This is a genomic window from Cribrihabitans pelagius, assembly GCF_048820915.1.
In the GTDB taxonomy this organism is placed as follows: domain Bacteria; phylum Pseudomonadota; class Alphaproteobacteria; order Rhodobacterales; family Rhodobacteraceae; genus Cribrihabitans_A; species Cribrihabitans_A pelagius.
This window is the reverse complement of the sequence record NZ_JBMERR010000008.1, coordinates 79016-92322: the sequence shown is the minus strand read 5'-3', so window position 1 is coordinate 92322 and position 13307 is coordinate 79016. Positions and strand designations below refer to the sequence as shown.

Annotated in this window: 14 protein-coding genes; 4 read left to right on the top strand and 10 right to left on the bottom strand. The window is 65.2% G+C overall.

All coding sequences use genetic code 11. The features are described 5' to 3' along the window. Window positions 1-65: 65 nt before the first annotated feature. From ACOHX0_RS09160 to ACOHX0_RS09150, 3 genes are all read right to left on the bottom strand, one after another. A complete protein-coding gene (locus ACOHX0_RS09160) occupies window positions 66-416 on the bottom strand; it encodes a hypothetical protein (protein WP_420676371.1) in 351 nt (116 codons plus the stop codon). Between the two features lie 633 nt (window positions 417-1049). After that, complete coding sequence (locus ACOHX0_RS09155; RefSeq protein ID WP_420676370.1) at window positions 1050-1844, bottom strand: alpha/beta fold hydrolase; 795 nt, start codon at window positions 1842-1844, stop codon at window positions 1050-1052. Further along, window positions 1841-2443 (bottom strand): 2-hydroxychromene-2-carboxylate isomerase, encoded by a 603-nt coding sequence (locus ACOHX0_RS09150; protein WP_420676369.1) that lies wholly within the window; start codon window positions 2441-2443, stop codon window positions 1841-1843. The genes ACOHX0_RS09155 and ACOHX0_RS09150 overlap by 4 nt, the downstream gene beginning before the upstream one ends. A gap of 107 nt (window positions 2444-2550) precedes the next feature. Between ACOHX0_RS09150 and ACOHX0_RS09145 the strand changes: the two genes are divergently transcribed. Both ACOHX0_RS09145 and ACOHX0_RS09140 read left to right on the top strand, forming a co-directional pair. Continuing rightward, the gene (locus tag ACOHX0_RS09145; RefSeq protein WP_420666040.1) at window positions 2551-3573 is read left to right on the top strand and encodes a ribose-phosphate pyrophosphokinase; all 1023 of its coding nucleotides are present in this window, start codon (window positions 2551-2553) and stop codon (window positions 3571-3573) included. Window positions 3574-3805: 232 nt separating this feature from the next. Beyond that, complete coding sequence (locus ACOHX0_RS09140; RefSeq protein WP_420676368.1) at window positions 3806-4900, top strand: sensor histidine kinase; 1095 nt, start codon at window positions 3806-3808, stop codon at window positions 4898-4900. 8 nt (window positions 4901-4908) lie between these two features. Here the strand turns inward: ACOHX0_RS09140 and ACOHX0_RS09135 are convergent, their stop codons facing one another. The 6 genes from ACOHX0_RS09135 to ACOHX0_RS09110 form a co-directional block, all read right to left on the bottom strand. Beyond that, window positions 4909-5259, bottom strand: a complete 351-nt coding sequence (locus ACOHX0_RS09135) for an H-type lectin domain-containing protein (protein WP_420676367.1) — start codon at window positions 5257-5259, stop codon at window positions 4909-4911. Between the two features lie 170 nt (window positions 5260-5429). After that, entirely contained in the window at window positions 5430-5843 is a 414-nt protein-coding gene (locus ACOHX0_RS09130; protein ID WP_420676366.1) for a F0F1 ATP synthase subunit epsilon, read from the bottom strand. A gap of 57 nt (window positions 5844-5900) precedes the next feature. After that, the gene (gene atpD / locus ACOHX0_RS09125; RefSeq protein ID WP_420676365.1) at window positions 5901-7325 is read right to left on the bottom strand and encodes a F0F1 ATP synthase subunit beta; all 1425 of its coding nucleotides are present in this window, start codon (window positions 7323-7325) and stop codon (window positions 5901-5903) included. Window positions 7326-7346: 21 nt separating this feature from the next. Continuing rightward, window positions 7347-8222, bottom strand: a complete 876-nt coding sequence (locus ACOHX0_RS09120; protein ID WP_420676364.1) for a F0F1 ATP synthase subunit gamma — start codon at window positions 8220-8222, stop codon at window positions 7347-7349. A 15-nt stretch (window positions 8223-8237) separates the two neighbouring features. Beyond that, the gene (gene atpA, locus ACOHX0_RS09115; RefSeq protein WP_420676363.1) at window positions 8238-9776 is read right to left on the bottom strand and encodes a F0F1 ATP synthase subunit alpha; all 1539 of its coding nucleotides are present in this window, start codon (window positions 9774-9776) and stop codon (window positions 8238-8240) included. Beyond that, on the bottom strand, window positions 9777-10337 hold the full coding sequence (locus ACOHX0_RS09110; protein WP_420676362.1) for a F0F1 ATP synthase subunit delta: 561 nt from the start codon (window positions 10335-10337) through the stop codon (window positions 9777-9779). It abuts the gene before it with no gap. A gap of 504 nt (window positions 10338-10841) precedes the next feature. Here ACOHX0_RS09110 and ACOHX0_RS09105 point away from each other — a divergent pair. Then, window positions 10842-11222, top strand: a complete 381-nt coding sequence (locus ACOHX0_RS09105; protein WP_420676361.1) for a hypothetical protein — start codon at window positions 10842-10844, stop codon at window positions 11220-11222. A 373-nt stretch (window positions 11223-11595) separates the two neighbouring features. Here the strand turns inward: ACOHX0_RS09105 and ACOHX0_RS09100 are convergent, their stop codons facing one another. Next, window positions 11596-12342: a class I SAM-dependent methyltransferase gene (locus ACOHX0_RS09100; protein ID WP_420676360.1), complete on the bottom strand. Its 747-nt coding sequence runs from the start codon at window positions 12340-12342 to the stop codon at window positions 11596-11598. A gap of 55 nt (window positions 12343-12397) precedes the next feature. On the opposite strand from ACOHX0_RS09100, the gene gloB reads away from it, so the two are divergent. Further along, window positions 12398-13171, top strand: a complete 774-nt coding sequence (gene gloB, locus ACOHX0_RS09095) for a hydroxyacylglutathione hydrolase (protein WP_420676359.1) — start codon at window positions 12398-12400, stop codon at window positions 13169-13171. The last annotated feature ends 136 nt before the right edge of the window (window positions 13172-13307 follow it).

The following is a 13307-nucleotide window of genomic DNA, read 5'->3' as shown; positions in this document are numbered from 1 at the left end:
CGCGTGTCCTGCAGGAGCCTTTCTGAACCGCCGCGGCTTGCCCGGAGAGCATTTCGTTCCACGCGTTACGCAGCCTTGTCCATTGCTTCGATCTGTTCAAGGTATCGCCTTTCGGCCTCGGCTGGCGGCATGTCGCCGATTGAGCCCAGCAGCCGGTCCTGAGTGTCCCAATCGGCCCGGTTCATGGTTTCCCATTCGGCGTCCTGCATCGTTTTCCATGGCCCGGGCTGCTTGATGACTTCGGCCGTCCCGGCTGATGGGTCTGCCTCGGCCAAACGCTCCGTGTGCCTGGTGGGCAACGATTGCGGCCCGCGGCCCGAATGATGGATCAGGCTTTTGTTTCCAGGAGACTTTCTTTGCCACAGAGCTTGCTCGGGAGCATCGGGCCGGAACCGGGCCGTCATCAGGCTGGACACGCGCCAGTCCACGGTCCTTCACGCGAAGACGCCAGGGAGCGAGCCGTTGAAGGCGGCATTGATTCAAGCCCGGCGGCAAGCGGCCACGCAGACGGTGCCCGGCCAGGCCGGCACAGAGGTGAAATCGGACGCCTGGAGCTGGGTTGACCGGCCGGCACGGAAGGCGCGGTGGACCTTGTCGCCCTCCGCAGCTCCCGGCTCTCGCGTTCGGGCGCCTTGATGCGGGCCCTCTCTGCGCTCGCCGGCCCCGCTTCCTTGCCCGCGCCGCGCCGCGCTTGCGTGGACCAGACCCGCAAACTGTCCGGCGGGCAGCCGAGCTTGCCGGCGATGCCGCGCCCCGCCGCCGTCAAGCTGCGGCAGCCATCAAGATGGCCTATCACCATCGCCACCGCCCGCTCGCGGAAGTCCGCCGGGTACGGGATCGCCGTGTGCTTCTTCTTGTCCGGGGAAAGCTATCCTTTGAGAATTTTGCTCTCCGGGCAAGCCGGGGCGGTTCGTTCTTCCCGGAGACCGTGCCGCGCCAAAAGCTGGTTTGGCGGCCCCTTTCCGGCTGCTTCCCAGCGCAGAGGAAGGCCGCAGACCGGCGCACATCGCCGTCGCTCCCCCGCGGACCGGCAAATCACGGCGGCCCGCTCAGCCCTGCCCCCAGAGCTCCCGCAGCAGCCTGGCCCCTTCCCCCGGATGCGTCACCGGCAGCATATGCCCCGCGCCCGCGACGATTTCGGCCCGCGCCTCGGGCAGACGCCGGGCAAGCCCCCGCGCGATTTCCGGCATCACCTTCGGGGAGACATCACCCGCCACCACCAGCGCAGGCATCGTGACCCGCGCCAGCGTTTCCGGTTCCAATGTGCCCGTGTCGTCATGATAAAGCGTGCGGTAGCTCGCCGGGATCACCGGCATCGCCCGCATCATCGCGGCGCGCAGCTGCTCCGGCAGATACGGCCATCGCGGCTCGCCCGGGCCCCACATGCGATTGAACAGCCGCGTCGCCAGCTCCACGTCACCCGCTTCCCAGGCCGCATCGATAGGGCCGCTTTCCTCCTCCATCGCCGCCAGCATTTCGGGCTGGTCGACGCGGGCCACGGCAAAGAGCACAGGCTCGATCAGGGTGAGGCTCTTCACCAGCTCCGGCCGCGCCGCCGCCATCCTCAGCGCCACAGTCGCGCCAAAGGAATGACCAAGCAGGTCCACCGGCTCGCGCAGGAGCTCCAGCCCGGCCGCGACATTCAGGGACTGGTAATTTCCCCCGCCGTCCCAGTCCGGGCTGCGGCCGTGGCTCAACAGGTCGAAACCGGTGAGGGTGATCTCCGCGTCCATCTCCGCCGCCAGCCCGCGCCAGGCGCCGGAATGGGCAAGCGAGCAGTGCACCGCGAGCACCTGCCGCGGCCCGGTGCCAAAGCTGCGGTGATAGACCTCCGCGCCGCTCACGCCGCCTGCCCAGCCAGATGCGCGTCGAGATCCGCCAGCCGGTCCTGGCCCCAGAACTTCGCCCCGTCGGACGTGATGTAGAAGGGTGCCCCGAACACCCCGGCCGCCACCGCGTCCTCGAGGTTTTGCGCATAGGTCTCCGCGCCGGTCAGGAGGCCGCTGTCAGCCAGCGCGGGGTCGAAACCGGCGCTTTGCAGGCACTTCCGGATCACACTGTCCTCTGCGATGTTCTTCTCCTCCGCCCAGCAGGCCCGCAGCAGGCCATGAACCAGCGTTCCCATGTCCCCGCCGCCCGCGTTCTGCGCCGCGATCACCGCATAAGACGCAGGCGCCGGATTTGCGGGCCAATGCGCGGGCTTGAGATTCATCGGCAGGCCCTGCTTGGCCGCCTGGCGCTCCATCTCGATCAGCCGGTATTCCTGGCGCGCAGGGTGCCGGTCCTTCGGAGCGGTGCCGCCGGTGCGGGCAAACAGCGCCATGATGTCGAGCGGCTTGTAGGTGACCGTTGCGCCCCGGCTTGCGGCGATCTCCTCCAGCCGGGTCCCGGCCAGGTAGGTAAAGGGTGAAAGGGTTGAGAAATAATAGTCAACGCCTGCCATAAGTTGTATCTCCCGCTTTGAACTTTGCGCGAAGTTATGTGCGTGTTAAGCGGGGTTCAATATCACGAATCTGTCACATAGCCATTGCTGCCTGGGGATATCAGCCAATGCCGACCTTGAACGAACCCAAGCTTATTGCTGGGAACGCAAACCTTCCGCTTGCCCAATCCATCGCACGCCGCATGAGCATGCACCGCGGCGTCGACCAGGGGCTGGTGGACGCACGCGTCGAGCGCTTCAACGACGGCGAGATCTTTGTCGAGGTCTACGAGAACGTCCGCGGCGAGGACATGTTCGTGATTCAGCCGACCTCGAACCCGGCCAATGACAACCTGATGGAGCTCTTGATCATCTCCGACGCGCTGCGCCGGTCTTCGGCCCAGCGGATCACTGCGGTGATCCCCTATTTCGGCTATGCCCGCCAGGACCGCCGCACCAAGGCGCGCACTCCGATTTCCGCCAAGCTGGTGGCTAACATGCTGACCGGCGCCGGCATCGAGCGGGTGCTGACGATGGACCTGCACGCCGCCCAGATCCAGGGCTTCTTCGACATTCCCGTCGACAACCTCTATGCCTCGCCGATCTTCGCGCTGGATGTGCGCAACCAGTTCAAGGACAGCATGGGCGACCTGATGGTGGTCTCTCCGGACGTCGGCGGCGTTGCCCGCGCGCGCGAGCTGGCCAAGCGCATCAACGCGCCGCTTTCGATCGTCGACAAGCGCCGCGAGAAAGCCGGTGAAGTGGCTGAAATGACCGTGATCGGCGACGTGAAGGACAAGATCTGCCTGATCATCGACGACATGTGCGACACCGCCGGCACGCTGTGCAAGGCCGCCCAGGTGCTGCTCGACAACGGCGCGCGCGAGGTGCACGCCTATATCACCCACGGCGTGATGAGCGGCCCGGCAGTGGAGCGGGTCACCAACTCGGTGATGAAATCGCTGGTTCTGACCGACTCGATCCAGCCGACCGAAGCGGTGAAGGGCGCCCCCAACATCCGCATCCTGCCGACCGCACCGCTGTTCACCCAGGCGATCCTGAACATCTGGCACGGCACCTCGGTGTCCTCGCTGTTCGAGGACAAAACGCTGATCCCTATCTATGAAAGCCTCTATTCCAACGGCGGCTGAGCATCCGCCCCGCCGGAACACCCGAAGCCCCGCATACGGTGTTGCCTGCGCAGGGCATTTTCTTGCGCACCCCATCCGCGCCCGCGACACGCTCGCCCTTGCGGCGGAACCCGGGGTAATGTCCCTTGTCCTGCGGTTTCGGCTGGACCACGCGGCGCCTGCCCCCCATAGTACGCTGATGCTTCGCAGCTCCTCCGGCAAGGCGCGCGGGCAGAAAGTTGAAGGACCCCCCATGCGCGCTGAACACCATCCCGCCCAAGCCGACCGGCTGCAGACGCTTTACAGCTACGACATCCTCGATACACCGCGCGAACGCAGCTTCGACGAAATTGTGGAACTGACTGCACAGATTTGCGATGCGCCGATCTCGGTGATCAACCTGATCGACCAGGACCGGCAGTGGTTCAAGGCCGAAGTCGGACTGAACGCCCGCAGCACCCCGATCGACACTTCGATCTGCGCGCATGTGATCCTCGGCCAGGATTTCACCGAAATCGAGGATACCCTGCAGGACCCGAGGATGGCCGACAACCCGCTGTGCCTTGGCGATCCCGGGCTGCGGTTCTACGCCGGGGCGCGGCTTCTGGCGGCGGACGGGTTGCCGCTGGGCACGCTCTGCGTGCTCGACTACAAGCCGCGCAAGCTGACGGCCCTGCAGCGCAGCACGATCCAGGTCCTGGCGCGCCAGGTCATGCATCAGCTGGAATTGCGCATGGCGCTGAAAAACGTCGAAGTGCTGCGCGCCGAAGCCGATCACCGGGTCAAAAACTCGCTGCAGACCCTGGCCTCGATGGTGCGGCTGCACAGCCGCAACCTGAAGGAGGAAACCGCGCGCGAGGCACTGGACGCGGTCAGCCGCCGGCTCGGCTCGATCAGCGCGCTGCACCGGGAATTGCAGGACGCGCCGCTGGGCGGCAAGATCTGCACCCGTTCCTACCTGGAGCGGATCACCGAAGTGCTGCGCGACACCCTGCCGCCGCATGTCCGCCTCAAATGCAACGCGGACGAGATACTGGTCTCGTCCCACAGCGCCACGGCTCTGGCGATGATCGTGAGCGAATTCGCGGCCAATTCCGTCAAACATGCTTTCCCGGACGGCCGCCCGGGCCAGGTCACGGTGACGGTCGGGCTCGAAGACCGGTCCGTGGTGCTGGAATGCCGCGACGACGGCATCGGCGGCGGCGCAGCTTGCGCGGATGTTTCCGGAGCGGCGACCAGCCTGGGCAGCAGCCTGATGGAAGCTGCGGCGGCTCAACTCCGCGGTGAAATCAGCACCCGGCTGACGCCAGAAGGCTGCTGCTTGCAGCTGCGCTTTCCCGCAGGCTGACCGCCGCCTCAGTCCACCTGCCAGTCGTCGGCGAACGGCAGATCGCCGATGGCCAGCCAGCTCGCGCGCAAGCGGGCGGCGCGGCTGTCCGACCAGGTGCGAAAGACAACTTCAAAGCCCTCGCACGTGATATTGGCGGCGACCAGTTCGCCCCGGATCGGCGCAGAGGAGTCCATGTCCCAAAGCGACGGCGACAAGTGCACTGCGGGCGGGCTGGCGAAGGTTTGGGAGAACCGCACGTCCTTGCGCCGCTCGCGCGGGCCCTGGCCAGTCCACATGCTGCCGCCCTGTTCGAATTCCGAGAACACTTCCGTGTCGCCCTGATCAATGCCGGTGCGGGGATTGCGCAGCCGCTTCATCGTCTTTCCCTTGGCCTGCCCGTTTGCCCCAAGCTAGCCGAAGCCGGGCGGAACACCAGAGGCAGGGCGCGGCGCCGCACAAGCAACCGCAAGACGATGCCGCCGGGCCACAAAAAAACCGGCCCCCAACCAAGGGCGCCGGCTTCCATTTCGCGGATCCAGGGACCGGATCAGATCGCCATGTGGGTGCCCAGGGCTTCCATATCGGCGAGCAGCTTGGCCGCGTCCTCGACCAGGCCGTGCGGCTGGTCTTCCTCTTTCGCGGTCTTGTACATCTCGCGGGCTTCCTCGATCAGCGCATCCATCTGATCGCGGGTCATTTCGCTCATCGGAATCGCGCGCTCGGCCAGGACGGAGAGGCTGTCGCCTGCGATTTCGGCAAAGCCGCCGGTGACCAGATACTCCGCAGTGCCTTCGGGGCTTTCGACCTTCAGGACGCCGGGGCGCAGGGTGGTGATGGTCGGCGCGTGCATGGGCATCGCCGTCATGTCACCCTCGGAGCCGGGGATCAGGACCGCGGTTACCTGCTGCGAAGCAAGGCTCCGCTCAGGGCTCACGAGGTCGAATTGCATCGTTTGTGCCATTGGGGCCTCCTTTCGGGGATCCCCCGCACCGCAAGCGGCGCGGAGGAAAATCCGTGCTTAGGCGGCTTCCGCTGCCATCTTCTCGGCTTTGGCTTTCACCTCGTCGATGCCGCCGACCATGTAGAAGGCGCCTTCGGGGAGGTGGTCGTATTCGCCGGCCACAACCGCCTTGAAGGAAGAGATGGTGTCTTCCAGCGGCACCTGCACACCGTCGGAGCCAGTGAACACTTTCGCCACGTCGAACGGCTGGGACAGGAAGCGCTGGATCTTACGGGCGCGCGCCACGGTCAGCTTGTCCTCTTCCGACAGTTCGTCCATGCCAAGGATGGCGATGATGTCCTGCAGCGACTTGTAGCGCTGGAGGATCTGCTGGACGTCGGAGGCCACCTTGTAGTGCTCCTCGCCCACGATCGCCGGGTCCATCAGCCGCGAGGTGGAGTCGAGCGGGTCCACGGCCGGGTAGATGCCCAGCTCGGAGATCGCACGGTTGAGAACGGTGGTCGCGTCCAGGTGGGCAAAGGTGGTTGCCGGTGCCGGGTCGGTAAGGTCGTCCGCGGGAACGTAGACCGCCTGGATCGAGGTGATCGAGCCGTTCTTGGTGGAGGTAATGCGCTCCTGCATCGCACCCATGTCGGTCGCCAGGGTCGGCTGGTAGCCCACAGCGGAGGGGATACGGCCGAGCAGAGCCGACACTTCCGAACCCGCCTGAGTGAAGCGGAAGATGTTGTCCACGAAGAACAGAACATCGGTGCCGGACTGGTCGCGGAACTGTTCCGCCAGGGTCAGGCCGGTCAGCGCCACGCGGGCACGCGCGCCCGGAGGCTCGTTCATCTGGCCGTAGACCAGCGCCACCTGCGACTCCGGCAGGTTGTCCGGCTTGATCACGTTGGATTCGATCATCTCGTGGTAGAGGTCGTTCCCTTCACGGGTCCGCTCGCCCACACCGGCAAACACGGAGAAGCCCGAGTGCACCTTTGCGATGTTGTTGATCAGTTCCATGATCAGAACGGTCTTGCCGACGCCGGCGCCGCCGAACAGGCCGATCTTGCCGCCTTTGGAGTAAGGCGCCAGCAGGTCAATCACCTTGATGCCGGTCACCAGGATTTCCGACTCGGTCGACTGCTCCGCGAACTCGGGCGCGGATGCGTGGATCGGGCGGGTTTCGTCGGCGTTGACCGGGCCCTGCTCGTCGACGGGCTCGCCCACGACGTTCAGGATGCGGCCCAGGGTGGCGTTGCCGACCGGGATCGAGATCGGCGCGCCGGTGTCGGTCACTTGCTGACCGCGCACCAGGCCTTCGGTTGCGTCCATTGCGATGCAGCGGACGGTGTTTTCGCCGAGGTGCTGGGACACTTCCAGAACCAGCGTTTTGCCGTGGTTGTCGGTGTTCAGCGCGTTCAGAATTGCGGGCAGGTGGTCGTCGAACTGGACGTCCACAACGGCGCCGATGATCTGGGTCACCTTGCCTTTTGCTTGTGCCATTAGTTGGTCTCCGGGTTTCTCTTAGAGCGCCTCGGCGCCCGAAATGATTTCAATCAGCTCGTTGGTGATCACGGCCTGGCGGGAGCGGTTGTACTGGATGGTCAGCTTGTCGATCATCTCGCCCGCGTTGCGGGTGGCGTTGTCCATCGCGCTCATCCGTGCGCCTTGTTCGGAGGCGCCGTTTTCCAGCAGGGCAGCGAAGATCTGGGTCGACACGCCGCGCGGCAAGAGGTCCGCGAGGATGCGCTCTTCGCTCGGCTCGTACTCGTAGACCGCGGAAGCGGCTTCCACCTCGCCCGCGTCGTAGGAGGCCGGAATGATCTGCTGTGCGGTCGGGATCTGTGTCACCACGTTGACGAACTCCGAGAAGAAGATCGTGGCAACGTCGAACTCGCCCGCGTCGAACCGGGTCAGCACGTCTCTGGCGATCTTCTGCGCGTCGACATAGCCGATCCGCTTCACTTCGCTCAGGTCCACATGGCCGGCGAAATCACCGCCCAGGTCGCGCTTCAGGGCGTCGCGGCCCTTCTTGCCGACGGTGAGGATCTTCACCGTCTTGCCCGCGGCCTTCAGCTCTTGCGCCTTCTGGCGCGCCAGCTTGGCGATGTTCGAGTTGAAGCCGCCGCAGAGGCCGCGCTCGGCGGTCATCACGACCAGGAGGTGAACCTGGTCGCTGCCGGTGCCGCGGAGCAGCTTCGGCGCGGTGTCGCTGCCGCCGACCGAGGCCGCCAGCCCCGCCATCACGGCGTTGAACCGCTTGGCATAGGGCCGGGAATCCTCGGCAGCTTCCTGGGCGCGGCGAAGTTTCGCCGCGGCCACCATTTGCATGGCTTTGGTGATCTTGCGGGTCGATTTGACCGACTCGATCCGGTTTTTAAGGTCCTTGAGAGAAGGCATGTCCCGACTCTCTCCTTATGCGAAGGTGGCGGCGTATTCGTCGATCGCAGCCTTGAGTTTTGCAGCGGCGTCGCCCTTGATCTTGGGATCTTCGTTGGTGATCCAGTCCAAGGTTTCCTTGCCCTTGCCGCGCAGATGCGTCAGCAGGCCCGCTTCCCAGCGGCCGACGTCCTTCATGTCGATCTTGTCGAGGTAGCCGTTGGTGCCCGCAAAGATGACGCAAACGATTTCGGCGTTGGTCAGCGGCGAGTACTGCGGCTGCTTCATCAGCTCGGTCAGGCGCGCACCGCGGTTCAGCAGCTGCTGGGTGGCGGCGTCGAGGTCGGAGCCGAACTGGGCAAAGGCCGCCATTTCGCGGTACTGGGCCAGCGACAGTTTCACAGGACCGGCAACGGTCTTCATCGCGTTGGTCTGGGCCGAGGAGCCGACGCGCGACACCGACAGGCCGGTGTTCACGGCCGGGCGGATGCCCTGGTAGAACAGTTCGGTTTCCAGGAAGATCTGGCCGTCGGTGATCGAGATCACGTTGGTCGGGATAAACGCCGACACGTCGCCGCCCTGGGTTTCGATCACCGGCAGCGCGGTCAGCGAGCCGGCGCCGAACTCCTCGTTCAGCTTGGCCGAACGCTCCAGCAGGCGGGAGTGCAGGTAGAACACGTCGCCCGGGTATGCTTCACGCCCCGGCGGACGGCGCAGCAGCAGCGACATCTGGCGGTAGGCCACGGCCTGCTTGGAGAGGTCATCATAGACAATCAGCGCGTGCTTGCCGCTGTCGCGGAAGTATTCGGCCATCGCGGTTGCGGCGTAGGGCGCCAGGAACTGCAGCGGGGCCGGGTCGGAAGCGGTGGCCGCAACCACGATGGAGTATTCCATCGCGCCGGTTTCTTCCAGCTTCTTCACCAGCTGCGCCACGGTGGAGCGCTTCTGGCCGATCGCGACGTAGACGCAGTACAGCTTCTTGGACTCGTCGTCGCCAGCGGCGTCGTTGTAGGACTTCTGGTTCAGAATGGTGTCGAGCGCCACGGCGGTCTTGCCGGTCTGGCGGTCGCCAATGATCAGCTCGCGCTGGCCGCGGCCGATCGGGATCATCGCATCGACCGACTTCAGGCCGGTTGCCATCGGCTCATGCACCGATTTACGCGGGATGATGCCGGGCGCCTTGACGTCGGCGACCAGACGCTGGGAAGCGTTGATCGGGCCCTTGCCATCCAGCGGGTTGCCGAGGCCATCGACCACGCGGCCCAGCAGCTCGGGGCCTGCGGGCACGTCCACGATCGAGTTGGTGCGCTTGACGATGTCGCCTTCTTTAATGTCGCGGTCGGAGCCGAAGATAACCACACCAACGTTGTCGTTTTCCAGGTTCAGCGCCATGCCCATGATGCCGCCCGGGAATTCGACCATCTCGCCGGCCTGCACATTGTCGAGGCCATAGACGCGGGCAATGCCGTCCCCAACGGACAGCACGCGGCCGATTTCTGCCACCTCGGCTTCTTGACCAAAGTTCTTGATCTGGTCTTTCAGGATCGCAGAAATCTCTGCTGCTTGGATACCCATTTATCCGACCTCTTTCATTGCGTTCTGTAGGGAGTTGAGCTTGGAGCGGATCGAGCTGTCGATCATCTTCGAGCCCACTTTAACGACGAGACCGCCAATGATGCTTTCATCGACGGTTGCATTGATGGTGACCTTCTTGCCCACGCGTTCGGCCAGGGTCTTGGCCAGCTTCTCGCTCTGGGTCTTGGTCAGCGCCTTGGCAGAGGTCACCTCGGCGGTGACTTCGCCGCGGGCCTCGGCCAGGCGGGCGCGCAGCGCCTCGATCAGTGCGGGCAGCACGAACAGGCGGCGTTTGTCCGCCATCAGCGCCAGGGTGTTGCGCAGCACGGAATCCAGGCCCATCTTCTCAGCCACGGCGGTGATCGCGGCACGCTGCTCCTCTCGCGACACGAGGGGCGAGGCGATCAGGCTGCGGAGGTCTTCGCTGTCAGCCAGCGCGGCTGCCAGGTCATTGATGCTGGTTTCAAGGCTGTCGAGCGCCTTGTTCTCTTCCGCGATGCCGTACACCGCAGTGGCATAGCGCGCAGCAATGCCTGCAGAAATCGAAGCTGGTTCGGACACGTCCACCCTTCCGATATTATTATGGCCCCGGTGCGCACACCTGGTGACAGGCAGCGTCCGGGGGCGTGTGACAGCCCCCGATTTGGCGGGGCGTTGAAATCAGCGTGGGTCTAGCAGAGCAAATCCGACCTATCAACTGTCTATAACGGTTCCGGGAGAAAGCTTGTTCCGAACGATTTCAGGGCGTTAAGCAAAGTGCGGCTGTTTGGCCATAGTCGGAAAATTAAAAACCCGGCGGCAAGGCGGCGATTTGGCGATTCCAGAATGCCGCTTTGGCCGCCGAACCTGTCACATTTGCGCCGCCGGCGGCCTGCCGCGGGCAGCGGGCCACTCCTTATATATACGATATAGACGCCCAAGCACGCATCCGGGTGACTCCGGGCCGACCCGCTTCAGGCCGGTTCCGGCAGCGGGCCGGAGAGCCCCTCCAGCACCCGGATCCAGCCCTGCCCTTGCCCTGCCTCCGCGCCTGCAGCCTGCAGCACGGCAAGGGCTGGACGGAAAGTGCGCTGGAAACGCCAGGTTCTGCCCGCAATTACGACGATTGTTCTGGCATCATTTTCACTCAAGGAGATTTTTCATGTTGGCCGCCCTAGTGATAGAAGCCGCGGGGTCGCCGTTGCGGCGGCCGTAGTCGGCGGCAATGACGACAACGACGAAGGAAAGCACCGCGGGAAGCGGGACAACCCCGATACGGTACGGCTTGTGTATACACCCGGTGCCGCTGACGAACTGCTTGAATTCGGAACCGTTCGCGGCACGTTCACCATGGATGAAGACGACGGGCTGCTGCTGGACTTCCCGGAAGGGACCGAAGGCGCGGTACAGCCTGTCTACTGGATACACCCGTGCCAGCCCCGGCGACGGATGCTGTTCCGGCGGTGAAAACCATGAGCTGACGCTTGTCTGCGTGCCGGTGGGGGTGGAGTATTAGGAGCAGGATCCGCTGCAGAACTCCAAATCCGATTGGCGGGACCGTGGCATCGTGCCGCTTGCGGACGTGTACCCGGGGCATCGCGGCTGGGTATATCTGACGCGTGATGGGGCGGTGTTTCGGAATGGGATAATGTGACCAATCTGCCGGTGCTGGCTGCCAATCTGACGCTCGCACCGCAGATCACGATCGACCTCACCTGAGGCCCGGCCGCCCGTCGCCCGGACCGGCGCCCCCGGGCACCCGGTCTGCGACGCGAAGCCGTCGGCCAGCGTGCAATCCCGGGTTCCGGCCCTTGGTTCCGGCTTGCGCAAGCCGGCCCGGTCAAGCGGGTTCCGGCAGCGGGTTGGAGAGCCCCTCCAGCACGCGGATCCGGGCCGGTGTCTTGCGCCGCGTCATGTGTCCGCGCTGCGGGTAGGTCTGCTTGCTCACCTCGACCATGAACACGCCGCCTGCCAGCATCGCGGGCAGCTTGCGGCCCATGCGCTCGAACAGAGGGCCGGACTTCAGCCAGAAGCGGCGGTGGCTGGGCAGTCGGTAGAGTGCGGCGGTGTGCTGCTCGATCGCGAACTGGTGCTGGCGCAGCTGGCCCTCCAGCTGACGCAGGGTGTAGGGGCGGCCGTAGCCGAAAGGCGTGAGGTCCGAGCGCGCCCAGAAGCCCGCCCGGTTCGGCACGATGAAGATGGCGCGCCCGCCAGGCCCCAGCACCCGCCAGCATTCCTCCAGCAGGCGCGAGGGCCGCTCGGAGGTCTCCAGCCCGTGCAGCAGCACCAGCCGGTCGACCCGGCCGGTATCCAGCGGCCAGTCGGTCTCCTCGCAGAGCACCGAGACGTTGGGCATCCCCGCGGGCCATTGCATCACCCCCTGCGGCCCCGGCATCAGCGCCAGCACCCGGCGCGCATCGGCCAGATAGGGCCTGAGCAGGGGCGCAGCAAAACCGAACCCCGCCACCGTCTGCCCCTCGGCCGCGGGCCAGAGCTCTTGCAGGCGGCCGCGGATCGACGCCTGCGCGGCCCGGCCCAGCGTGCTGCGGTAATAGAAGTTCCTCAAATCCTGAACGTCCAGATGCATTGCGGGCGCCTGCTGCTTCGGCCAATCTGGCGGCAGTTTAGCAATGATAAGGCGAATGACCATGCCCCTTGAGATCGTCACCCTGCCCTGCCTGTCCGACAATTACGCCTACCTGATCCACGATGCGGAGGGCGGCCGCACCGCGCTGGTCGACGCGCCCGAGGCTGCCGCCATCAAGGCCGAGCTTCAGCGCCGCGGCTGGGGGCTTGACTGGATTTTGCTCACCCACCACCACTGGGACCACGTCGACGGCACCGCCGAACTGGCAGAGAGCTATGGCGCCAAGGTCGCAGGCGCCGCCGCTGACGCCGCCCGGCTGCCGCCCCTCGACAAGCAGCTCAGCGATGGAGAAAGCTTCGATCTGTTCGGCGAGGAGGTGCGGGTGATGGATGTCTCCGGCCACACCGTCGGCCATATCGCCTTCTACATCCCCGGCGCGGGCGCGGTCTTCACCGCCGACAGCCTAATGGCGCTCGGCTGCGGGCGGCTGTTCGAGGGCACGCCGGAACAGATGTGGCGGAGCCTGTCGCGGCTGGCCGCGCTGCCGGCTGAAACCATCGTCTGCTCGGGCCATGAATACACCCAATCCAACGCCCGCTTTGCCCTCACCGTCGACCCCGGCAATGCGGCCCTGAAAGCACGCGCCGAAGACATTGACGCGGCTCGCGCAGAAGGCCGCCCGACCGTGCCCTCCAAGCTGCAAGTGGAGCTCGACACCAACCCCTTCCTGCGCGCCGGGGACCGCGCGCTCAAGGCGCAGTTGCGGATGGAAGGCGCTGAGGACGGGGCGGTTTTTGCCGAGATCCGCAAGCGAAAGGACAATTTCTGACCCGGCTGCGGGCGCGGCCGCAGCCGGCGCGCCCGCAGCGCCAAAAATAATTGTGACCTGAAAATGAAGAAAAGCCCTTGAAGCCGGCGCGCTATCAACCAAACTCTAACCATATAGACAGATGGTTGAAGAGCGG